This is a genomic window from Methylobacterium sp. HJ2 (assembly GCF_056431005.1).
The window spans coordinates 141,512-163,999 of the sequence record NZ_JBWJYM010000001.1 but is presented as its reverse complement, the minus strand read 5'-3'; the positions used below and the strand labels follow the sequence as shown (position 1 = coordinate 163,999).

The 22,488-nt window shown below is 72.1% G+C and carries 18 protein-coding genes; 9 read left to right on the top strand and 9 right to left on the bottom strand.

Features of this window, described 5'->3' with window-relative positions:
- Positions 1–153: 153 nt before the first annotated feature.
- On the top strand, positions 154–1,275 hold the full coding sequence (locus ACS5RC_RS00700) for a DUF4167 domain-containing protein (RefSeq protein ID WP_478341904.1): 1,122 nt from the start codon (positions 154–156) through the stop codon (positions 1,273–1,275).
- 149 nt (positions 1,276–1,424) lie between these two features.
- Here the strand turns inward: ACS5RC_RS00700 and ACS5RC_RS00695 are convergent, their stop codons facing one another.
- The 4 genes from ACS5RC_RS00695 to ACS5RC_RS00680 all read right to left on the bottom strand — a co-directional run bounded on the left by ACS5RC_RS00695 (position 1,425) and on the right by ACS5RC_RS00680 (position 4,723).
- A complete protein-coding gene (locus ACS5RC_RS00695) occupies positions 1,425–2,183 on the bottom strand; it encodes a hypothetical protein (protein ID WP_478341903.1) in 759 nt (252 codons plus the stop codon).
- A gap of 4 nt (positions 2,184–2,187) precedes the next feature.
- Positions 2,188–2,934, bottom strand: a complete 747-nt coding sequence (locus tag ACS5RC_RS00690) for an RlmE family RNA methyltransferase (RefSeq protein ID WP_478341902.1) — start codon at positions 2,932–2,934, stop codon at positions 2,188–2,190.
- Positions 2,931–3,998 (bottom strand): Ppx/GppA phosphatase family protein, encoded by a 1,068-nt coding sequence (locus tag ACS5RC_RS00685; protein WP_478341901.1) that lies wholly within the window; start codon positions 3,996–3,998, stop codon positions 2,931–2,933. Before ACS5RC_RS00685 ends, ACS5RC_RS00690 begins: the two co-directional genes overlap by 4 nt.
- A 254-nt stretch (positions 3,999–4,252) precedes the next feature.
- Positions 4,253–4,723 (bottom strand): response regulator, encoded by a 471-nt coding sequence (locus ACS5RC_RS00680; RefSeq protein WP_478341900.1) that lies wholly within the window; start codon positions 4,721–4,723, stop codon positions 4,253–4,255.
- Positions 4,724–5,040: 317 nt separating this feature from the next.
- On the opposite strand from ACS5RC_RS00680, the gene ACS5RC_RS00675 reads away from it, so the two are divergent.
- From ACS5RC_RS00675 to ACS5RC_RS00660, 4 genes are all read left to right on the top strand, one after another.
- Positions 5,041–5,835 carry a cold-shock protein gene (locus tag ACS5RC_RS00675; RefSeq protein ID WP_478341899.1) on the top strand — a complete coding sequence of 265 codons (795 nt, stop codon included), beginning with the start codon at positions 5,041–5,043 and terminating at the stop codon, positions 5,833–5,835.
- A gap of 157 nt (positions 5,836–5,992) precedes the next feature.
- Positions 5,993–6,244, top strand: a complete 252-nt coding sequence (locus ACS5RC_RS00670) for a hypothetical protein (RefSeq protein ID WP_478341898.1) — start codon at positions 5,993–5,995, stop codon at positions 6,242–6,244.
- 209 nt (positions 6,245–6,453) lie between these two features.
- Complete coding sequence (locus ACS5RC_RS00665; RefSeq protein WP_478341897.1) at positions 6,454–7,677, top strand: L,D-transpeptidase family protein; 1,224 nt, start codon at positions 6,454–6,456, stop codon at positions 7,675–7,677.
- A 258-nt stretch (positions 7,678–7,935) separates the two neighbouring features.
- Positions 7,936–8,826 carry an MBL fold metallo-hydrolase gene (locus ACS5RC_RS00660; RefSeq protein ID WP_478341896.1) on the top strand — a complete coding sequence of 297 codons (891 nt, stop codon included), beginning with the start codon at positions 7,936–7,938 and terminating at the stop codon, positions 8,824–8,826.
- A 33-nt stretch (positions 8,827–8,859) separates the two neighbouring features.
- Here ACS5RC_RS00660 and ACS5RC_RS00655 read toward each other — a convergent pair whose 3' ends face one another.
- Together ACS5RC_RS00655 and ACS5RC_RS00650 are read right to left on the bottom strand one after the other, a co-directional pair.
- Positions 8,860–10,344 (bottom strand): amino acid permease, encoded by a 1,485-nt coding sequence (locus tag ACS5RC_RS00655; RefSeq protein WP_478341895.1) that lies wholly within the window; start codon positions 10,342–10,344, stop codon positions 8,860–8,862.
- 124 nt (positions 10,345–10,468) lie between these two features.
- Positions 10,469–12,007, bottom strand: a complete 1,539-nt coding sequence (locus tag ACS5RC_RS00650; protein WP_478341894.1) for a D-alanyl-D-alanine carboxypeptidase family protein — start codon at positions 12,005–12,007, stop codon at positions 10,469–10,471.
- 245 nt (positions 12,008–12,252) lie between these two features.
- Here ACS5RC_RS00650 and queE point away from each other — a divergent pair, with 245 nt between their 5' ends.
- Positions 12,253–12,885 (top strand): 7-carboxy-7-deazaguanine synthase, encoded by a 633-nt coding sequence (gene queE, locus ACS5RC_RS00645; protein ID WP_478341893.1) that lies wholly within the window; start codon positions 12,253–12,255, stop codon positions 12,883–12,885.
- Positions 12,886–13,409: 524 nt separating this feature from the next.
- On the opposite strand, the gene ACS5RC_RS00640 is transcribed toward queE, so the two are convergent.
- The 3 genes from ACS5RC_RS00640 to ACS5RC_RS00630 all read right to left on the bottom strand — a co-directional run bounded on the left by ACS5RC_RS00640 (position 13,410) and on the right by ACS5RC_RS00630 (position 18,521).
- Positions 13,410–16,100, bottom strand: a complete 2,691-nt coding sequence (locus ACS5RC_RS00640) for an MGH1-like glycoside hydrolase domain-containing protein (protein ID WP_478341892.1) — start codon at positions 16,098–16,100, stop codon at positions 13,410–13,412.
- Positions 16,101–16,269: 169 nt separating this feature from the next.
- Entirely contained in the window at positions 16,270–17,904 is a 1,635-nt protein-coding gene (locus ACS5RC_RS00635; RefSeq protein ID WP_478341891.1) for an inorganic phosphate transporter, read from the bottom strand.
- Positions 17,905–18,002: 98 nt separating this feature from the next.
- Positions 18,003–18,521, bottom strand: coding sequence for a YcgN family cysteine cluster protein (locus ACS5RC_RS00630; protein WP_478341890.1), 519 nt, complete (start codon positions 18,519–18,521; stop codon positions 18,003–18,005).
- Between the two features lie 333 nt (positions 18,522–18,854).
- Between ACS5RC_RS00630 and ACS5RC_RS00625 the strand changes: the two genes are divergently transcribed.
- Genes ACS5RC_RS00625 through ACS5RC_RS00615 form a run of 3 tightly spaced genes read left to right on the top strand, consistent with a single transcriptional unit; the run spans position 18,855 to position 22,386 of the window.
- Positions 18,855–21,092: a transglycosylase domain-containing protein gene (locus tag ACS5RC_RS00625; RefSeq protein ID WP_478341889.1), complete on the top strand. Its 2,238-nt coding sequence runs from the start codon at positions 18,855–18,857 to the stop codon at positions 21,090–21,092.
- Between the two features lie 8 nt (positions 21,093–21,100).
- Positions 21,101–21,793: a DUF1214 domain-containing protein gene (locus ACS5RC_RS00620; protein WP_478341888.1), complete on the top strand. Its 693-nt coding sequence runs from the start codon at positions 21,101–21,103 to the stop codon at positions 21,791–21,793.
- Complete coding sequence (locus ACS5RC_RS00615; RefSeq protein ID WP_478341887.1) at positions 21,790–22,386, top strand: DUF1254 domain-containing protein; 597 nt, start codon at positions 21,790–21,792, stop codon at positions 22,384–22,386. Before ACS5RC_RS00620 ends, ACS5RC_RS00615 begins: the two co-directional genes overlap by 4 nt.
- Positions 22,387–22,488 lie beyond the last annotated feature (102 nt).

Here is a 22,488-nt window from a genome sequence, read left to right as displayed (position 1 = left end):
CCGAGTGCATCGCGGCGCGACGGCCGCGGACGAGCCGCCGCGGGCGCCCGACCAGGGATCCGCGAGGTCCTTCCGGGCAAGCGCCACTCACCAGACGCCTTTCGCGTGAACGAGGGTCATCTGAGACCGATGAGACCAAACCAGAACCGACGGATGCGCGGCCGCAATCGGCCCAAGGGACCCAACCCCCTGACCCGTTCCTACGAATCCAACGGTCCCGACGTCAAAATCCGCGGCACGGCCCAGCACATCGCCGACAAGTACGCCCAGCTCGCGCGCGACGCGCAGGCGGCGGGCGATCCGGTGGCGGCCGAGAACTACTTCCAGCACGGCGAGCACTACTTCCGCATCATTTCCGGCGCGCAGGAGAACACCCGCGTCCAGCAGGGTGCCGGCTACGCCCGCCAGTCCTTCGACGACGACCTCGACGACGGCGAGGAGGACGGCCAGGGCGCCAACGGCCAGGGCTACGCCGCCTATTCGGACGATTACGCCGACCCGGCCCAGCAGCCGCAGCCCTACGAGAACCGGCCCGACGCCTACAACGACGGGCGCCAGAACCGCCCCCGCGACGACCGGCCCCAGCGCTTCCAGAACCGGGAGCGACCGCAGCGCTTCGACAACCAGGGGCGGCAGGACAACCGCCAGGACGGCCGGCAGGAGAACCGGCAAGAGAACCGCCAGGATTACCAGCCGCGCCAGGATTACGGCCGGCCGGAGAACCGCTCACAGGATGGCCGCCAAGAAGGCCGCCAAGAAGGCCGCCAGGACGGGCGTCAGGATGCCCGCGGCGAGAACCGCTACGAGAACGGGCGCGGCGACTATCAGCGTCCCGAGCGTCAGGACCGTCCCGAGCGCCAAGATCGTCAGGAGCGTCCCGAGCGCCAGGATCGCGGCGAGCGCCAGGAGCAGCCGCGTTCGGAGTACCGGTCCGAGCGCCAGCCCGACCGCGCCGAGCGCCAGCCGGAGCGGAGCGAGCCCCGAACGGAGCAGCCTGCCGCCCGCGAGCCCGGGTTCCGCCGGGAGCGCCGCCGCGAGGAGCCCCGCGCCGTGGAGGAGGCCGCCCCCGGGCTGCCCGCCTTCCTGATGACGCCGCCGCGCCCGGTCGCCCCGCCGCCCGAGGCTCCGGCCGCCGAGCCGACGCCCGCCGCGAGCGCGGCCGAGGACGCTCCCGCGCCGAAGGCGCGCCGCCGCCGCCGGCCCCGCTTCGAGGGAACCGAGGGCGAGGGCCCGGAGCCCAAGGCCACGGCCGACAGCACCTCGTCGGCCGAGTAGGCTCCGACGACTGGCTGGATCCGAAAGCCGCCCCCCCGCCGGGGCGGCTTTTTTCGTGTCCGGATGCGATCCGACTCTCGATCGCCGCTCGAGACGACCGGAGGACATCCATCCCGTCCGCTCACGCCCCCTGCGGTCCATGCCGGCGCTCAGGAGCCGGGCAGGCCTGTCGGGTGCCGCGCCGCCGCCCAGTCGGGGTAGGCGTGGACGCGATGGATCAGGCGGCGATGGCGCTCGGCCTCGCCGAAGGGCGCGAGTTCCCAGTCCCAGGCCCGGGCTGGCGGAGGCAGGCCCACGTCGTGCAGGAGATCGAGCCGGCCGGTGATCCGGCCCGCCCGGTCCTCCTCCCGCTGCAGCGTGTCGGTGACGAGGCAGACCCGGCCGGGCAGGCGGTCGAGGGCCTCCAGATGATCGGAGACGATCCCCGCGCCAAGGCGCTCCGGCGGATCCTGCCCGCGGGCCTCGAAGCGGTCGAAGGGCACGATCGGCAGCTGCGACAGGAGGTTGGCCGAGACCGTGAGGTCGGCCCCCGCGCAGAGATCGGCCAGAGCCGTGGCGCCGACGAGATCGGCGGTGACGCAGCGGACGTTGCGGTGGCGCCGCGCCGCGAACCGGGCCGGCCAGGGATGCACGGCGTCGACCAGGATCACCCGCTCGAAGGCCTCGGCGAGGCGGGCGAGCGGCACGTCGGCCAGGGGGCCCGACCCCAGCACGACCGCCTCGCGCCGGGCCGGGAGATCCGCGAAGGCGTCTTCCATGACGGCGCGCGCGGCGGCGCAATGCGGCGCCCAGGCCCGGCGGCAGCGGCGGGCGCGGCCGGCCAGCAGCACGCTCTCGCGGACGTAGCCGAGGCGGCGATGGCGCGGGGGCGCAGGCGTGACGAGGGAGAGGGCACGGTCGAGGAGCACCGCCTCAGTCCGCGTCGGACTCCGCGTCGGCATCGGCGTCGACGGCCGCCCGGCTCGGCGCTCCGCGATAGCCGGTGGCCAGCACGTAGAGCTCGCTCGAATCGGACCGGCTCGCGGCGGGCTTGGCGTGGCGCACGCTGGCGAAGTCCCGCTTGAGATCGGCGAGCAGCGCCCCCTCGGTGCCGCCCTGCAGCACCTTGGCGAGATAGGCGCCGCCGGGCGCCAGGATCTCGCGGGCGAACTCCGCCGCGGTCTCGGCGAGCCCGATGATGCGCAGGTGATCGGTCTTCTTGTGACCGGTGGCGTTGGCGGCCATGTCCGACATCACCAGGTCGGCGGGGCCGCCCAGCAGCTCGGTGAGCCGGCCCGGCGCCTCGGGATCGAGGAAGTCGAGGGTGATGAAGGTGACGTCGGCCATCGGCTCGATCTCCAGGAGATCGATGCCGACGACGCGGCCGGTGGGGCCCGCGGTGCGGGCCGCCACCTGGGACCAGCCGCCGGGCGCGGCGCCGAGATCGACCACGCGCTGGCCCGGCCGCAGGATCTTGAAGCGCTCGTCGATCTCGATGAGCTTGTAGGCGGCGCGCGAGCGGTAGCCCTCGCGCTTGGCCCGGGCCACGTAGGGATCGTTGAGCTGGCGCTCGAGCCAGCGCTTCTGTGACAGGGTCCGGCCGCGGCCGGTCTTCACCCGCTGCTTCAGGTCCCCCCGCACCCCGCCGGTGGAGCCCGTGCCGCCGCGCCGGTCGCTCATCGCTCGTATCCGCGGCGCCAGACGCCGTCCTCGCGCATCATGTTCATCAGGAGGCCCTCGCGCAGGCCGCGGTCGGCGATGCGCAGTCGGTCCGCGGGGAAGGCGCGCCGGATCGCCTCCAGGATGGCGCAACCGGCGAGCACGAGGTCGGCACGGTCGCGCCCGATGCAGGGATTGTCGGCCCGCTGCTCCAGCCGGGTGTCGAGCAGGTCGTCGATCGCCCCGCTCACCTCGTCGTCGCGCATCCAGAGGCCGTCGACGCGCCGCCGCTCGTAGCGGGCGAGGCGCAGGTGCATGGCGGCGATGGTCGTCACCGTGCCGGAGGTGCCGAGCAGATGGAAATACGGGGCGGTGGCGGCCGAGGCGGCGCGGAGCGCGAAGGCGGCCAGAAGGTCGACCACCTCCTCCACCATGCCCTCGAACATCAGGCGCGTCACCTCGGAGCCGCCGTGGCGCTCGGCGAGCGTCACCACGCCGACGGGCAGCGAATCCCAGGCGCGGATGCGCAGGGTCGGGTCGGTGGAGGGGTTGGCCGCCGCCCCGTCGAGCCAGGCGATCTCGGTGGAGCCGCCGCCGATATCGAAGATCACGACCGATTCGGCGCGCGGGTCGGCCAGAGCCGCGCAGCCCGTCACCGCGAGGTAGGCCTCGGTCTGGCGGTCGACGATCTCGAGGTCGAGCCCGACCTCGCGGCGCACGCGATCCACGAAGGCCGCCCCGTTCACCGCGAGGCGGCAGGCCTCGGTGGCGATCACCTTGGCGCGGCGCACGCCGCGGGCCTGCATCTTGGCGCGGCAGATCCGCAGCGCCTCGACGGTGCGCTCGATCGCCGCCTCGCTCAGCCGATCGGAGCTGCCGAGTCCCTCGCCGAGCCGCACGATCCGCGAGAACGCGTCGATCACCCGGAAGCCGCTGGAAGCGGGCTCGGCGATCAGCAGGCGGCAATTGTTGGTGCCGAGATCGAGCGCCGCGTAGGCGTTGCGCCGTCCCGCCGCCCGGTCACGCAGGGGCTCCGCACCGGCTAAGGGGCGGGCCGGCGCGGCTGCGGCGCTCTCGTCCCTCATCGGCGATGCCAGACTCTCTCGTACGCACGGCCGGCGAACGGCCGGCTCTCATCCGGCATCGACCCTACAGGCTTGCCCGGGAACTGCAATCTCCCGTTCCGGCCGGCGCGGCCGAACCGGCGCCCGCCCCGCGCATGCCGGATCCGGGCGATCGCGTCGCGGATCCGGCCGTCGCTCGAGCCCGGCGCGGGCCCGATGCGCGCCGAGCGGTCCCGATGCCCCCCAGGCGGCCCGGATGATTGCCGGGCGGCCCCTCACCCGGCCTTGGCGAGGCTCGCGGCGCGGGGCGTCGGGCGCAGCAGGCTCTTGACCTGGCCGTAGGGCCTCGGCCGGTTGATCACCTCGTCGAGGCGCGACCACAGGGTCTTGGGCGAGAACGGCTTGGCGATGATCTCGTTGACGCCGAGCGAGATCGCCCGGTCCACCACGTTGCGGCGGGGCTGGGCGAGCATCAGGATGATCGGGATCGTCGGGCAGGGCGAGGTGGTGGGCGTGCGCGCCAGCCGGATGAACTCCTCGCCGGACAGGATGGCGAGGTCCCAGTCGATGATGCTGATGTCGGGCTTGCTCTCGGCCAGCACGCCCAGTGCCTCGGCCCCGTCCGGCGCCTCCAGAACCCGCTTGATGCCGACGCGCATCAGCATGTCGCGCACGATCCGGCGGATATAGAGGCTTTCGTCGACCACGAGGGCCGAGAAATCCGGGAAGGTCGGGGTCGCGATCATCGGCCCTGGCGGCGGTCCGTATGCAGAGTTCGTCCAGCCTAGGGCCTCGGCCTTTGTAGTTTGCTAACATCCGGGCCGGCCGGGCGGATCGCTGGCGGCGCCCCGCGAGATGCGGTTGCAGTGGTGATGAAAATTTAAACTTGCCGTGCCTGCCGCACCACAAGGTCCTTGCAGTCAAGGCCCGATTGCGTCAGGACTGAGGCGTTATTCTTGGTTACCACGACCGGGAGTGATGATCGTGCGGGGTGTGGGCTATCAGGGCTGGCACACACGCGGTAATTGAGACGTGGGCGGCGGACGGTTTTTGCGAGCTTTCGATGGGACGTGGTCGTGATTTCAGGGGGCCGCAGAAGCGCGGCTTCGATGACGGTGCCGAGCCGAGATGGCCGGATCAGGCACCCCCGAGCGGCGGTTACGGTGGCGGTGGCTACGGTAGCGGCGGCGGCGGATACGGCGGTGGCGGCGGTGGGTTCGACCGTGGCCCGGCACGCGCGGCGGCAGCCCCGACGGGCCCGGAGCGCGACGCCACGGTGAAGTGGTTCAACAAGGAGAAGGGCTTCGGCTTCGTCGAGCTCGGCGACGGCTCGGGCGACGCCTTCCTCCACATCCGCGCCGTCGAGGCCGCGGGCCACACCGACCTCATGCCGGGCACCCGGCTCACGGTCCAGACCGCGCAGGGCCAGAAGGGCCCGCAGGTCACCAACGTCACCAGCGTCGACACCTCCACGGCCGAGGCCCCCGCCCCGCGCCGCGAGATGCGCCCGCCCCGCACCGGCGGCTTCGGTGATCGTGGCGGCTTCGGCGATCGCGGCGGCTTCGGCGGCGGCGGCGGTGGCGGCTACGGCGGCGACCGCTTCGGCGGCGGCGGTGGTGGCGGCGGCCGTTTCGCGTCCGGCCCGTCCACCGAGATGACCGGCACCGTGAAGTGGTACGACCCTGCCAAGGGCTTCGGCTTCGTCTCCGTCAACGACGGCGGCAAGGACGTGTTCGTGCACCGCTCCGCCCTGTCCCGCGCGGGCCTCGACTCCCTGGCCGAGGGCCAGCAGGTCACCCTCGGCGTGGTCGAGGGCCAGAAGGGCCGCGAGGCCCAGAGCATCACCGTCGAGGATTGAGCGACGGCGCCCGGAGACCGGGGCGGCGCCCGCGCCGCGCCGGACCACGGGCACCCCACACGGATCGCGGCCTCGTTTCCGCCGCGATCCTGATCCGACATCCCGCGGCGGTCCGGCTTTCCGGGCCGCCGTTTTCGTTGTGGCCCGCGAGTCCCGCATGCGCCTGCCGTCCGCGCTCCTCCTGCTCGCCCTCTCGACGGCTCCCGCCGCCGCGGAGGATTTCACCGGCTTCTACGCCGGCGTGAACGCTGGCTACGCCACCGGGCGGGACCGCAGCGCGACCGCGGCGAGCCCGGGCCCCGCCGTCACCGGTCCGGCGGCCGATTCGGGATTGCCGCCGAGCGCCGCCGACGCCGCCCGCCAGATGCAGGCCAGCCAGCGCGCCGGGGCCGCCAGACCCGCGCGCTAGAGCCGCGTGTCGGACGGGCATTCACGCGCCGAGCCGGCATCCGCTGCAGCGGACAACACGCCAGCCGGGATGCGGCGCCGAATCCAGACCGGGTGTCGCGCGCGGGCCTCACCGCCGCCGCATTGCCAGCCGAGACTCCTGACCCGTGCCCGCCCGACGCCGCGCCGGCACCGCGACCGCCGTCGCGGCCGACCCCCTTCGGGCCCCGCATGCCTCACGCCTCCCGTCCGACGCCGCCCGCCGCCGCCCTGGCAGCGCTGCTCGTCTGCGCCGCGCCGGCCTGGATCGCGCCGGCCCGGGCGCAGAACGCCAAGGCCGAGGCGCCGATACCGCCGGCCACCCTGGCCCTGATGGCGGCCAAGGGCGCGACCGCGGCGAGCCCGGTCCTGTTCCGGGCCTATAAGAAGGAATCCGAGATCGAGGTCTGGAAGAAGGGCGCCGGCGGCCGCTTCGTCCATATCAAGACCTTCCCGATCTGCCGCTGGTCCGGCCAGCTCGGCCCCAAGCGCAAGACCGGCGACCGCCAGACGCCGGAGGGGTTCTACACGGTGCCCAAGCGCCAGATGAACCCGAACTCCCACTATTACCTGTCCTTCGACGTGGGCTACCCCAACGCCTACGACCGTGCGCATGGCGGCACCGGCTCGGCGGTGATGGTGCACGGCATCTGCTCGTCGATGGGCTGCTTCGCCATGACGGACCGGATGGTCGGCGAGATCTACGCCATCGCCCGCGACGCCCTGAACGGCGGGCAGGCGGCCTTCCAGTTCCAGTCCTACCCGTTCCGGATGACGCCCGAGAACCTCGCCCGCCACAGGACGGACCCGAACTACGCCTTCTGGCGCGAGCTGAAGGAGGGATCGGACCGCTTCGAGGCCACCGGCGACGAGCTGCAGGTCGGCGTCGCGGGCGGGCGCTACGTGTTCGCGCCGACGAAGGATCCGGCCAAGGAGGCGGCCGTGGCCGCGCGCCGGGCCGCCGAGGACGCCCGCATCGCCGCCCTCGTCGAGGAGGGCGCGCCGGCGATCCGCACCACCTACGCGGATGGCGGCCAGAACGCCTTCTGGGCCGCCCTGATCGGCAAGGGCGTCCCGGTCGGCGACGTCAGCCGGCCCGAGGCGCTGGCCTATGCCGGCCAGGAGGTGATTCTCATCCCGGGCCGGCGCCGGCCGGCGCCGATCCCCGAGGCGGTCTGGGCCGCCTGGATCGGGTTCGGCAGCCCGCTGGCCGACCGGCGCGGCGCCGGCTTCGTGCCCGCCTACGCCCGGGCGCCGGACCGGTTCGAGGCGCCGCGCCGCTACGCCGACGGCCTGCCGCGCCTCGTCGCCGCCGCGCTGTCCGGCCAGGAGCACGGCCCGGCCAGCGCTGCCGGCCTCCCCGATCCGGTCGCCGGGCGGGCGCCCGGCCCCCTCGCGGTGGCCGCGGATCTCTGAGATGGGCTTCTCCGCCCCCGACCGATCGTCCCGCCGGGACGCCCTGCTGCCTCGCTCCGCCCTCCGCCGTCGGCCCGGACATGTGCGTGCGCGCACATCGCGCGCGGTGCATCACCCCCACGTTACGGATCGTCTCAGAGCGATACGGCACGCATGTTCGCTCGTCGCCGGGCGGGCGTGCGTTGACGTTCGCCCGACGAAGGCGTCCTGATCGAGGAACGACCGGGATCCATGCCTGAACACCGACCCGTGATGATCATGTCGAACAGTCCTAGCCCGGACGGCGGCCTCACGCTGCGCTTCTGGGGCGTCCGTGGCTCAACGCCGGTCTCCGGCCCCGACTACGCCGAGTTCGGCGGCAGCACGCCCTGCCTCGAGGTCCGGTGCGGGGAGCGGCTGTTCCTGATCGATGCCGGGTCCGGCCTGTTCAATTGCGGCCAGCACCACCGGTGCGATCTCCCCAAGGAGATCGACCTGCTGTTCAGCCATCTCCATCTCGACCACACCGGGGGCCTGCCCTTCTTCAAGCCGGCGGTGTTCGATGCGGAGCGGGTGATCAACACCTATTGCGGCAATCTCGACGGCGCCTCGGCGGAGGAGAGCCTCGGCCGGATCTTCAGCCCGCCGCTCTTCCCGGTGACCCTCGACATCCTGCCCTGCCAGATGCGCCATCACGGCTTCCGGGCGGGCGAGACCCTGACCTTCGCGGATGGCAGCCGGGTCGATACCCTGCTCCTCAACCACCCGCAGGGCTCGGTCGGCTACCGGTTCGACCATGCGGGCAAGCGGCTCTGCGTGATCAGCGACATCGAGCACACCGATCCGTGGCCGAGCCCGGAGCTGAAGGACTTCGTCGCGGGCGCCGACCTCCTCGTCTATGACGGGATGTTCACCGATTGCGAGTACCCGACCTGCCGCGGCTGGGGCCACTCGACCTGGCAGAAGGGCGTCGCGCTGGCCGAGGCTGCCGGCGTCAAGGCGCTCGCGGTGATCCACCTGCACCCGGCCCATACCGACGCCATGCTCCGCAAGGTCGAGGCCGAGATGCAGGCCGAGATGCCTACCGCCTTCATCGCCCGCGAGCGCAGCCTCGTCGAAGTCGGCGCCCTCAGTCTGCCGCGACCGCGCGTGGTGGCGCGGACCGCCTGACCCCTTCTGGGGACGCGGCGGTCCGGCCCGGTCTCAGGACCCGACGCTGCGGCCCGCCTCCTCGCGCCCGATCCGGCTGTGCCGGCGGCTCCAACCGAAGTAGATCGCCATGCCGATGGCGAGCCAGATCACGAGGCGCAGCCAGGTCTCGCCGTCGAGCGACACCATCATGGCCATGCAGGTGAGAATGCCGAGGATCGGCACCAGGGGCACCAGCGGCGCGCGGTAGGCCCGCGGCGCATCGGGCTGGGTCCGGCGCAGGATGATCACCCCGAGGCAGACCAGCACGAAGGCCAGCAGCGTGCCGATGCTCGTCATGTGGCCGAGCTGGGTGATCGGCAGGAAGCCGCCGAGCGCACCGGTGAACACCATGAAGAACAGGTTCGAGCGGTAGGGCGTCTTCCATGTCGGATGCACTCGCGAGAACAGGCCCGGCAAGAGCCGGTCCTGGGACATGGTGTAGAACACCCGGCTCTGGCCGAGCAGCAGCACCAGGATCACGGTCGAGAAGCCCGCGATCACGCCCAAGGTCACCAAGGATTTCAGCCAGGGGAACGGGGTCTGGCCGATCGCGGTGTTCACCGGCGCGCCGTCGCCCTTCATGGCGTCGTAGTGGACGAGGCCCGTGAGCACCCCCGCGAACAGGATGTAGATGACGGTGCAGATCGCGAGCGATCCGAGGATGCCGATCATCATGTTGCGCTGGGGATTCTTGGCCTCCTGCGCCGCCGTCGAGACCGCGTCGAAGCCGATATAGGCGAAGAACACCACGCCGGCCGCCCGCATGATGCCGCTCCAGCCGTACTCGCCGAAGGTGCCGGTGTTCTCGGGGATGAAGGGCACGTAGTTCTGGCTCTTCACGTAGAAGGCGCCGAGCCCGATCACCACCGCCACCACGGCGAGCTTCACCATCACGATGACGGCGTTGACCTTGGCCGACTCGCGGATGCCCACCATCAGCAGGGCCGAGGCCGCCACGATGATGACGATGGCCGGCAGGTTGACGAGGCCGTGCCCCATGCTGCCGTCGGCGAGCTTGTAGGTCTCGAAGGGCGAGTGGACGAGCTGGGCCGGCAGGTCGACCCCGAGCTGGTGCAGGAAGCGGGTGACGTATTGCGACCAGCTCACCGAGACGGTGGCGGCGCCGACCGCGTATTCGAGCACGAGGTCCCAGCCGATGATCCAGGCGACGAGCTCGCCCATCGTGGCATAGGCGTAGGTATAGGCCGAGCCGGCCACCGGGATCATGCCCGCGAGCTCGCTGTAGCACATGCCCGCGAAGGCACAGCCGATCGCCGCGATGGCGAAGGAGATCACCACCGCCGGCCCCGCATGCTCGGCCGCCGCGATGCCGGTGAGCGAGAACAGGCCGGCGCCGATCACGGCGCCGATGCCGAGGCCGATCAGGCTCCAGGGTCCCAGCGTACGCTGGAGGGTGTGCTCCCCGGATTCCGCGTCGGCGTTGAGCCGCTCCAGCGATTTCGTGCGCAGCAGCGCGTTCCCGACCCCGACCGCCATCCCGTCCCCGCCCGCTCCCGATCCGATCGATGGAAGCTAGTCCTATGCATCCGGCCTGCCAGGGCCGGGGCCCCGGCGGATCGCCGAGAGGCCGCGCGGGGCCGAGGCGAAGGGGAGAAGTGCCCTACTCCGCGGCGTCGGCCTTGGGCTTCTGGGCGGCGGCCCTGGCCTGCTTCGCGGCGGGCTTGGCCTGCGCCGCGGGCTTGGCCGGCTTCCCGGCCGTCTTCGTCTGCTGCTGCGCCGCCGGCTTTCTCGCCGACCGGGGCTTGCCTTTCGCGGCCGATATGACCGGGGCCTCGACCGAGGTGTAGGCCGTCGCGCTGGCCGGGACACCGGATTGGGGTTTGCGCTGCCCCGGCTTCTCGGCGACCGCAGCGGGCTTGCCGGCGGGTTTGGGCTCGGACGCCCGCGCCTCCGCGGCCTTCGCCGCGCGGGCCTCCCGGGCTTGGCGTGCCGCTTCCTTGGCCGCCTCGCGCCGCACCTTGAGGGCTTCGAGCTTGGCGGCGCGGGCCTCGGCGGCGGCGGTCTTCGCGGCGCTCTCCTGGGCGGCCAGCATCGTCTCGCCCTCGGCCGGATTGCGGCCGATCCAGACCGCGATGGGCTGGAGGGGGGCCCGGGGCGGCAGGGTCCGGTTGCGCAGGGCCGCGCTGCTGAAGGCCGCGATCGCGGCGGCCGGCGAGGAGGCGGCCGTCGTCCCCATGAACTGCGCGACGGCGTTGTCGTTGCCCGCCGCGATCGCGCCCGGCCCCTCCTCGATCGGCGGCGTCTTGCGCTTCTCGCAGATGTAGGGGCGCATGTCCGGCGGCTCCGAGGCGGCGGAGGGCGGCAGGGCGTCGAGGCTCTGGCTGGTCCAGCCGGTGGATTGCCCGAAGGCGTAGTCGAACAGGTCGGCGGCCTTGAGGTCGCGCTCGCGCGGCGTCGCCTGGCCCATCACCACCGTGATGATGCGGCGCCCGTTCCGGGTCGCGCTCGCCACCACGTTGAAGCCGCCCGAGCAGATGAAGCCGGTCTTCATCCCGTCCGCGCCCGGGTAGCGCCCGAGCAGGCCGTTGTGGTTGGCCATGACGGAGCGCCCGAACTGGATCGCCGAGATCGAGAACAGGTCGCGCGATTCGGGGAAGTCCCGCATCAGGGCGCGGGCGAGCACCGCCATGTCGCGGGCCGAGGTCCATTGGCGGGCGTCGGGAAGGCCGTTCGGATTGGTCCAGCGACTCTCGCGCATGCCGATGCGCCGGGCCGTCTCGTTCATCAGGTCGGCGAAGCCCTCGACGGTGCCGCCGAGATTCTCGCCGATCGCCCAGGCGATGTCGTTGGCCGACTTCACCATGATGATCTTCAGGGCGTTGTCGAGGGTGAGCTGCGTGCCCGGCCGGAAGCCCATCTTCGAGGGCGGCTCGGCGGCGGCGGCGGGCGAGATGGTGATCAGCGAATCGAGGGAGACCTTGCCCTGCCGCACGAGGTCGAGGGCGACGTAGGTGGTCATCAGCTTGGTGATCGAGGCGGGGTACCACGGGTCGGTGGCGGCCTGGGCGTAGATCACCTTGCCGGAATCCACGTCCACCACGAGGATCGGCGCGGTGATGGCGGCGGCCGCCCCCGCCCCGAGGATTGCGGCGAGGGCCACGACCGCACCCGTGAGGCGCCTCAGAATTCGGTTCGACATCCGGCCTGATCTCGAGAGGAAACGCCGTGGCGGCACCGGGCGCGGCACCGTTCCGTCCTGCCCGCTTCGGTCAGGCTCCAGAACGGCGTGCGCGATCCGGCGAGCCCGGTCGATCGGTTCTGCACCCCGGAACCCGTTCAACGCGGCCACCGTGGCGAGAGCATGGCGGCCGCGCGCTGGCGCCCGCCCGCGAGCACCCTTATCTGGCGGACACCGAGGCCGAGGCCGGCCTCGAGGACGGGTAGATGGCGTACGCGGTCAAGGAACTCTTTCACACGCTGCAGGGCGAGGGCGCTCAGGCGGGCCGCGCGGCGGTGTTCTGTCGCTTCAGCGGCTGCAACCTCTGGTCGGGCCGCGAGGAGGACCGGGCGGGGGCCGCCTGCCGCTTCTGCGACACCGACTTCGTGGGGATGGACGGGGCCGGCGGCGGGCGCTTCCCCGACGCGGAGGTTCTGGCGGCGGCGATCGACCGGACCTGGGAGGGCGGGCCGCACGGCCGCTACGTGGTCTTCACCGGGGGCGAGCCGCTGCTCCAGCTCGACGAGGCCCTGATCGCGGCCGTGCATGCGCGGGGCTTCGCGGTGGCGGTCGAGACCAACGGAACTCTGGCCGCGCCCGCGGGCATCGACTGGATCTGCGTCAGCCCGAAGGCCGGCAACGCGCTGGTCCAGCGCAGCGGTCACGAGCTCAAGCTCGTCTTCCCCCAGGCCGGCCTCGATCCCGAGAGCCTCGCCGATCTCGATTTCGGCCACCGGTTCCTGCAGCCGATGGACGGGGCCGAGCAGTCCGCCAATTGCCGCGCCGCCGTGGCCTATTGCCGGGCGGATGCCCGCTGGCGCCTCTCGCTCCAGACCCACAAGATCCTCGACATCCCCTAGGCCGGCGCGCCGCCCGCTCGGACTTTGGTCGCCGGAGCGGCTTCCGCTTCGGCGCTGTATGGCGCGATCGTCAGCGAGCGCGATCGCGCTGCGGTCAGGGCTTCGGCAAGGGCGGAGGCATGCGGGCGCCGCGGCCGGAACCTGCGCCCGCCATCGATCCGGCGCTACGCAATCACGGGCGTTGCCTGGAGAGCCGCCGTCCTGGCATCAAGACCTCGCGGAATACTGCTTTCGCGCCGGCCTGGACGCACAACCTCATGCTCGTATCGCGGAGCCGGGACGGCTCATACTTGCGCCGGATCGCGTCCGTCATGCGGTCGGTGTCCAGGGATTGCGCGTGGGCCGAGGATCCGGCGCGGGCCGAGGTCGCCGACGACATCTCCCGCATCCTCGAGGTCGTCGCCGCGACGGACGGGCCGATCGACGCGCGCAGGCTCGGTGCGGCTCTGGAGGCGCCCTGCAGGCCCCCGGCCCTGCGGGAGCGGCCAGCACCGGGGCGGTGGCCGTCGTGGCGAACGCTGCGCTCACGGACCGGATGACGCCGTCGGCGTCACCGGGACGAGATCGTGGATGGGTCCGAGCGCGCATTGCTGGATGAGCAGGGCGACGAGGCCGGACCAGCCCGTCTGGTGCGCGGCGCCGACGCCGCGGCCAGTATCGCCGTGGTAATATTCGTAGAGCAGCACGAGGTCGCGGAAATGCGGATCCTCCTGCTCCAGGCGGCTCGTGCCGTAGACGGGGCGCCGTCCGTCCGCCCCGCGGGTCGAGAGGCCGATCAGGCGCCGCGACAGCAGGTCGGCGATCTCCTGCAGCGACAGGAAGCGGCCCGAGCCCGTCGGTGCTTCGACCGTGAAATCCGCGCCGTAATAGCGGTGGAACCGGCGCAGGCCATCGATCAGCAGGTAGTTGATCGGCATCCAGACCGGGCCGCGCCAATTCGAGTTGCCCCCGAACAGCCGCGTGCGCGACTCGCCCGGCTCGTAGGGCAGGCTCAGCTCCTCGCCGTTCCAGCGGAAGCGGAAGGGCGTCTCCGCGTAGACCCGGGAGACGCCGCGGACGCCGTGCTCGGACAGGAACTCGGCCGGATCGAGCATCCGGCGCAGCAGCGCCTTCAGGCGGTGCCCGCGCAGAAGCGAGAGCAGCAGCGTGCCCCCCTGCCCCGGCTCCTGCCAGCGCGACACCAGGGCGGCGAGGTCCGGCCGGCTCTCCAGGAAGAAGCGCAGCCGCTCCTGCAGCCCCGGCAGGCTGCGGGTGTCGATCTCGCGCAGGATCGCCACCGCACAGATCGGGATCAGGCCCACCAGGGTGCGCGTCCGGATCGGCACGCGCTCCCCCGATTCGGTCTCGATCACGTCGTAGAAGAACTGGTCGTCCTCGTCCCAGAGCCCGCCGGCGCGGGCCGCCGCGTCGGCGATCAGCAGGAAATGCTCGAAGAACTTGCGCGCCATGTCCTCGTAGGCGCGGTCCTTGAGCGCCAGCTCGACGGCGATGCGCATCAGCTCGAGGGCGTTCATCGCCATCCAGGCGGTGGCGTCGGACTGGGTCAGGGCGCCGCCCGGCAGGGGCTTCGAGCGGTCGAACAGGCCGATATTGTCGAGGCCGAGGAAGCCGCCCTGGAACAGGTTGCGGCCGGCGGCGTCCTTGCGGTTCACCCACCAGGTGAAGTTGAGGGTCAGCTTGGCGAAGACCCGCAGCAGGAACTCGTGATCGGGCACGCCGGTGAGCGCCCGGTCGAGGACGAAGACCCGCCAGGCCGCGAAGGCGTGGAGCGGCGGGTTGGCGTCGGAGAAGCCCCATTCGTAGGCCGGCAGCGCGGCGTTCGGGTGCGTGTAGGACTCGTCGAGGAGGAGGAGCATCTGCCCCTTGGCGAAATCCGGATCGATCATCGCGAAGACGATGCTCTGGAGCGCGAGGTCCCAGGAGGCGAACCAGGGGTATTCCCAGGCATCGGGCATCGAGACGATGTCGTTGGCCCGGACGTGTCGCCAATCGGCGTTGCGGCCGGCCTTGCGCGCCTCCGGCGGGGGCGGCTGGGCCGGATCGCCGTCGAGCCATTCGCGCACGTCGTAATGGTAGAGCTGCTTCGACCAGAGCATGCCGGCGAGCGCTTGGCGCTGCACCAGCCGCTCGTCGGGATCGGCGACGTCGGCCTGAAGGGCGGCGTAGAACGCGTCGGTCTCGGCGATCCGTTCGGCAAAGGTCGCCTCGAAATCGCCGAACGGGTCGTCCGGGGGCCCGTCCGGGCGGAAGCGCAGCCGGACGGTGCGGGCCGCACCCGGCGCGAGCACGAGGCGGTGGAGCGCCGCGCATTTCGTGCCGGTTCCCGCGGGGTTCACCGCGCCGGCCTCGCCCGCGACGACGTGCCGGCCGATGCCGTCCTTGGCGTAGCCCCGATGCGGCACGCCGAAGAGGCGCTCCGTGTCGGTGTCGTTGTCGCAGAACAGCCACTCGGGCGTCCCCTCGGCGTGGAGGCGCATCGGCGGCATCCGCGGATGCGCGGCCGAGACCGTGCCGTCTTGCTCGCGGCGCAGTACCGGGCGCGGCACCTCCGCGTCCCAGGACCAGATGTTGCGCGCGAAGATCTGCGGCAGCAGCGCCAGCTCCGCCGGCTCGGGCCCGCGGTTGGTCGCGGTGACGCGCATCAGCAGATCGTCCGGCCCGGCCTTGGCGTACTCGATCGCCACATCGCAGTAGCGGCCCTCGTCGAACACGCCGGTCTCGAGGAGTTCGTATTCCGGGTCATCGAGGCCGCGGCGGGCGTTCTCGGCGACGAGCTCGGCGTAGGGATAGGCCGCGTGCGGGTACTTGTAGAGCATCCGCATGTAGGCGTGCGTCGGCAGGCCGTCGACGTAGTAGTAGAGTTCCTTGACGTCCTCGCCGTGGTTGCCCTCGGCATTGGTCAGGCCGAACAGGCGCTCCTTCAGGATCGGGTCGCGCCCGTTCCAGAGGGCGAGCGAGAGGCACCAGTTGAGGTCGCGGTCGGCGAATCCGCCGATGCCGTCCTCGCCCCAGCGATAGGCGCGGGAGCGGGCGTGGTCGTGCGGCAGGTAGGTCCAGGCCTCGCCGTCGGCGCTGTAATCCTCGCGCACCGTGCCCCATTGTCGGTCGCTGAGGTAGGGCCCCCAGCGGCGCCAGCCGGGATCGGTGCGCGCGGCGGCGAGGCGGGCCCCTTCCGCGGTCTCGAAGATGCGCGGCGCGCGGTGGGTGTAGGGCACGTCCGGGGGCGCTCCTGTGGCCACGGCCCGCGAAGCCGACCGCGGGCGGGACCATCGGGGCACCGGACCGTCCGTGCAAGCCGTGCGCCGCGCGCCCTTGGACCGGGACGCCGGAACCCGGATGCGGGCCTCGGGATGCGGCGCCGGCCCGAGAAGACCCGGCCGCCGCTCAGAACACGTGGCGCAGCAGGAAGAACAGCGTCCCGGCGATCAGGATCGCGGCGGGCAGCGTGAGGAGCCAGGCCAGCGCCATGTTGCGCACGGTGGCGGCCTGGAGGCCGGAGCCGTTGGCCGCCATCGTGCCGGCCACGCCCGACGAGAGGATGTGGGTGGTCGAGACCGGCAGGCCGTAGAGTTCGGCCAGCCCGATCGTGCCGGCGGCGACGATCTCGGCCGAGGCGCCCTGCGCGTAGGTCAGGTGGGTCTTGCCGATCTTCTCCCCCACCGTGACGACGATGCGCTTCCAGCCCACCATGGTGCCGAGGCCGAGCGCCAGCGCGACGCAGACCTTCACCCAGGCGGGGATGTAGCGGGTCCCCGCGTTGAGCAGCTCGGTATAGCTCTTGAGGGTCTTCGTCTCCGCCTCCGAGAGGGCCGCGCCGGTCTTGGGCAGCAGCCGGATCGCGTCGGCGGCGAGATACATGTCGTTGCGCACGTTCGAGGTCGCCCCCGCCGGCACCTGCTGGAGCGAGCCGTAGCTCTTCACGGACGTCGCGATGTCGGTCGACAGCGCGGCGAGCGCTCCGAACACCTCCGGCTTGTTGAGCTCCTTCGCCTTCAAGGCGTCGGCGACCCTCTTGCGGGCCTGGGCGGCATCGGGACGTTGGTCACCGCCGGCGTGGCCTGCGAACACGGCACTGGCGGCCTGCGAGGTCTGAACGAAGGCCGGGGTGGCGTCAGCGTTCATGGTGCGGTCGAGCGCGTAGGCGGTCGGCGCGGCGCCGATCAGGATGAGCATGATCAGGCCCATGCCCTTCTGGCCGTCGTTGCCGCCGTGGAAGAACGAGACCAGCGTGCAGGTCAGGATCAGCAGGCCGCGGATCCAGAGCGGCGGCGGCGCGTCGCCTTTCGGGGCCTCGTAGAGATCCTTGCGGCGCACCGCGACCTTGAGGACGAGAAGCAGCAGCGCGGCGAGCACGAAGCCGCAGATCGGGCTGAAGGCCAGCGCCTTAAACACGCCGATCGCCTGGTTCCAGTCGACGCCGGAGGTGCCGTCCTGGCCGCCCATGAGCTGGTTGGCGAGGCCGACCCCGAGCACCGAGCCGATCAGGGCGTGCGAGGAGGAGTTCGGCAGGCCGAAGGCCCAGGTGCCGAGATTCCACACGATGGCGGCGATGAGGAGCGCGAAGATCATCGCGTAGCCGGCGCCGGAGCCGACCTGAAGGATCAATTCGACGGGCAGCAGCGTGACGATGGCGTAGGCGACGGCGCCCGAGGACAGCATCACGCCCAGGAAGTTGAAGGCGCCCGACCAGATCACCGCCACGTGGGGCGGCATCGAGTGGGTGTAGATCACGGTGGCCACGGCGTTGGCCGTGTCGTGGAAGCCGTTCACGAACTCGAAGCCGAGGGCGATCAGGAGCGCCAGGCCGAGGAGCACGAAGGCCCCGACAGCCAGGGGCTCCTGGTGCACGGCGTTCATGTCGGCGACCAGGCTCACGACCGCGTAGCCGAGGCCCGCCACCAGAACGAGCAGGAAGGCGATCACGCCCCCCGGGTGCATCCCCCGGTCGAGCGTCGGGCCCGGCCGTCGCGCCGGGGCCTCCGCCGCGGGACCGGGTGGGGCGAGTGCGGCGTCGGACATGGCGTCTTACCGGTTCGGAGCTGTGCCCCGGGGTTAGCCGCGCCGCGTGACACGCCGGTGACGGTCCTGCGGGTGCCGCGTCCGCCGATCCCCGGCCGCTACTCGGCGTCCGGCAGGAGGCCCGGCCAGGCGACGATGCGGTCCGGCAATTCGTCCTCGGTGAACTCCTCCTCGTTGCCGGCGAGGCGGCCGCGCACCGAGATGCCGGCCTCGTGCACGCTGCCGGGGCGGCCCGAGACCAGGGGGTGCCAGTCGAACAGCGGCTCGCCGTCGCGGACCAGCCGGTAGGCGCAGGTCGGCGGCAGCCACGGAATGCTGCGCACCGCCTCGGGCGTCAGGCGCACGCAGTCGGGCACCCGCGTCTGGCGGTGGGCATAGTCGCGGCAGCGGCAGCCCAGGCCGTCGAGCAGGGTGCAGCCGACATCGGTGTGGTGGACCTCGCCCGTATCCTCGTCCTCCAGCTTGAGGAGGCAGCAGCGCCCGCAGCCGTCGCACAGGCTCTCCCATTCCTCGGGCGTCATCGCCTCGAGGGCCTTGGTCCGCCAGAACGGCTCGGCGGGGATGCGGGACGGCTGGCCGGCCGCGCCGGGGCGGCGCGGGGCTTTCGGGGCTCCCATCGGGAACGCCTCTCGGGAACGGGGATGGACCCGCACCCTCTGCCGCAAGGTGGCTCCGCAGGCAAGCGCGGCCGCGCCGCATCCGGGCTCCGCCACCGCGCCGCCCCATTCGACGGGCTAAGGTTAACCGAAGATTGATGCGCGATCCCGGCTCCCGGGCCGGCCTCGCGCGTTGCATCAGCGGGTCCGTCCGGCGATCAGTCGCATCGCCCGGACGCTCCGCGCCGATGTCGGGCCTCGCGGACGGGCGCGAGGCTTGGTAAGGCAGGATCCGTCAAGTCCGGTCGGCTCCCGACCCCTCCTCCTGGTGCCCGAGAAGCCGGATCAGCCGTCGTGCGTCTGCCGAAACTCTCCGCGATCCGGACCCGCCTCCAGCACGCCGCCCTGGCCTTCGACGCCTGGGTGAATGCGGGCCTCTACGACAGCGGACGCTCGACGGGCGAGGTCTACGAGCGCTTCCAGCAGCGGATGAACCGCTTCTCCGTCAGGGGCTGGAAGCGCGTGGTCCTCGACCTCACCAGCGAGGGCGTCACCCTCGGCACCGGCGGGGCCGTGCTGATGCTGGCGCTGGCCCAGCCCGCCTTCAATCTGACGAGCGAGAACTGGCTGAAGCAGCAGGATCTCGCGGTCACCTTCCTCGACCGCTACGGCGTCGAGGTCGGGCGGCGCGGCATCAAGCACGACGACTCGCTCAAGCTCGACGAGTTTCCCGACATCATGATCAAGGCGCTGGTCTCGACGGAGGACCGGCGCTTCTACGAGCATTGGGGCATCGACCCGATCGGGACGCTGCGGGCGCTCGTGAACAACTCGCGCGGGGGCGGCAACACCCAGGGCGGCTCCTCGATCACCCAGCAGCTCGCCAAGAACCTGTTCCTCACCAACGAGCGCTCCCTCGAGCGGAAGGTGAACGAGGCCTTTCTCGCCCTGTGGCTCGAGAGCCATCTGACGAAGAACGAGATTCTCAAACTCTACCTCGACCGCGCCTACATGGGCGGCGGCACCTTCGGGGCGGTGGCGGCGGCGGACTATTATTTCGGCAAGCCGCTCAAGGACATCAGCCTCGCCGAGGCCGCGATGCTGGCCGGCCTGTTCAAGGCGCCGACGAAGTACGCGCCCCACGTGAACCTGCCCGCGGCGCGCGCCCGCGCGGTGGACGTGCTGCACAACATGGTGGAGGCGGGCTTCGTCACCGAGGGCCAGATCCAGACCGCCCTGCGCAACCCCGCGACCCCGGTGACCCGCACCCGCGACATCACCGCCGACTACTACCTCGACTGGGCCTTCGGCGAGATCAAGGCGATGGCGGATGCGGGCAAGCTCCGCAACGACCGCGTGCTGACGGTGAAGACGCCTCTCGACATCGCGATCCAGAAGCGGGCCGACGAGGTGGTGGCCAACGTCCTGCGCAAGTCCGGCGACGCCTACGACGTCGACGAGGCCGCCATGGTCATCCTCGACCCGGACGGGGCGCTGCGCGCCATGGTCGGCGGTGCCGATTACGGCGAGAGCCAGTTCAACCGCGCCACCGACGCGCTGCGCCAGCCGGGCTCGTCGTTCAAGCCCTACGTCTACGCCGCCGCCCTGAACTCGGGGCTGTTCCGGCCGGACACCCCCGTCGTCGATTCGCCGGTCTGCATCGGCAATTGGTGCCCGCAGAATTACGGCCGCTCCTATTCGGGCCGGCAGCCGATGTGGCTCGCGGTGGCCAAATCCATCAACACCATCCCGATCAAGGTCTCGATCGCGCTCGGCAAGGCGATGGGCATCAACCACGACGCGAGGGCGGCGAAGGCCGGGCGGGCCAAGATCATCGAGGTCGCCCACCGCATGGGCATCACCACGCCGCTGGTCGATTCGGTCTCGCTGCCCATCGGCTCCGCCGAGGTCACGGTGATCGATCAGGCCGCGGGCTACGCGGTCTTCGCCAACGGCGGCAAGCGGGCCAAGCCCTACGCGGCGATGGAGGTGAAGAACTCGTCGGGCGAGGTGATCTACCGGCACGCCGACGAGAAGCCCGAGCAGGTGCTCTCGACCCAGGTCGTCGCCGACATGAACTACATGCTGAACAAGGTGGTCGAGGAGGGCACGGGCCGGCGCGCGCAGCTCGAGGGCACCAAGGTGGCGGGCAAGTCCGGGACCACGAACGCCTACCGCGACGCGTGGTTCGTGGGCTACACCGGCAACTATGTCGGGGCGGTCTGGTACGGCAACGACGACCACAGCTCGACCAACAAGATGACCGGCGGCTCGCTTCCGGCCCAGACTTGGCACGACGTGATGGAACCCGCCCACCAGGGCATCGAGCTGAAACCGCTGCCCGGCCTGAAATCCCCGGCGCCGGCGAATGCGCAGGTGGCCGGCCCCGCCGCGCCGACGAACCCGGCGGCGAGCACCTACGGCAAGCTCTCGCGCCGCTCCTTCGAGGTGATCAGCGGCGTGAACGGCCTGTTCCGAACCATCGAGACCCGCCCGGCCCCGACCAGGACCGGCGCGCGCGAATCCGGCAGCGCCCCCCAGGCGCTCGCGGAGGGCGGCCGCGCCCTCGGCGGCCGCATCGGGACACCGTGAGGCCCGCCGTGGCGGAGGCCCGTGACGCCGACCGGACCGCGGAGGAGCGGCCGTCCGGCGCGGCAGCGCGGGGCCGGAACCTGGGGAGCGGCATCGTCGGCGGTTTCTGGCGGCGCAGCTCGACAGCGGGGCTCGCCCTCTACGCCCTCGCGCTCGGCGGTGGCCTCGGCCTCGTCAGCGCCGACTGGGCGACCCGGGGCGGCTATCCTTTCGGCGGCGTCGCCGTCGGCGCCTGGACGATCTGGCCGCGCGCCGGCTCGACCGCGGCCGATCCCTATACCCGGGCGGTCAACGCGCGGCGGGGCGAGATCCCCCTCGCGGTCGGCGAGGGATTGCTGATGACCGCGGCCAGCGACGATGCCGGCCAGGCGCTCGACGCGGCCTGCAGCTACGCCGTCGCCGGCGCGACGCCACCGGCGCGGGCCTGGACGCTGACGGTGGCGGGCCGCGGCGCCCCCGAGCCCGGCCGGCCGGCCCTGCGCGAGGGCTTCACCTCGACGGAGATCCTGCGCGAGGCCGACGGTCGCTTCGTGATCGCCCTCTCGCCCGAGGTCGAGCCCGGCAACTGGCTGCCGAGCCCGCGCGCCTCCGGGCCCCTGCGCCTCGCGATCCGGCTCTACGACACGCCGGTGGCGGCCAGCGCCGGCTCCCTCGACCGGGATTCCGTCCCGTCGATCACCCGCCTGCGGTGCCGCCCGTGAGCCTGCGCTTTACCTACGCCACCCTCTGCGGCCTGACGCTCGCGGCGCTCGTCCACATCGCCACCGTATTGGCGATCCCGCGGCTGTCGGATTCGGACGCGCTCTCGCGGGCGCGCTCGAGCGAGAGCCTCGACCATCCCCAGCCGATCTACACCCTCGCCACCGGCGAGAACCCGTCGCCGCCCGAAGCCTGGCTGCCGATCCCCGACCCGGCGGTGGCGGTGGGCGTCTGCGCCTACGATCTCGGCGACGGGCCGATGCGCGTCTCCGCCCGCACCGGCCCGCAGATGCTCTCGCTCGCGGCCCACGGGCGGCGCGGCGCCTTCTACGCCGTGACCGATCAGGCCGCCGTGCGCGGCGCGCTCGAACTCGTCATCCTCACCCGGGCCCAGTACGACGAGGCGCTCGCCAACGACGACGAGAACGAGCCGAGCCGGGACGTGCGCATCGTCGCGCCCGACAAGCAGGGCTTCGTGGTGGTGCGGGTGGTGGCCGGCCTTCCGAGCCAGCGTCCGGCCGCCAATGCCGCGGTCCAGGCCGTCTCCTGCACCACCGACAGCAGCGGGGACGAGCCGGCCAAGCCGAACGGGTGAGCCGGGCGGGCGAGCACGACCGGCGCGGGCGGCGGGCGAACCGAAACCGGCCTGCCAACGCCGCGCCGATGCGGTAAGACGGGCGGGCGACGCGCCGTCCCC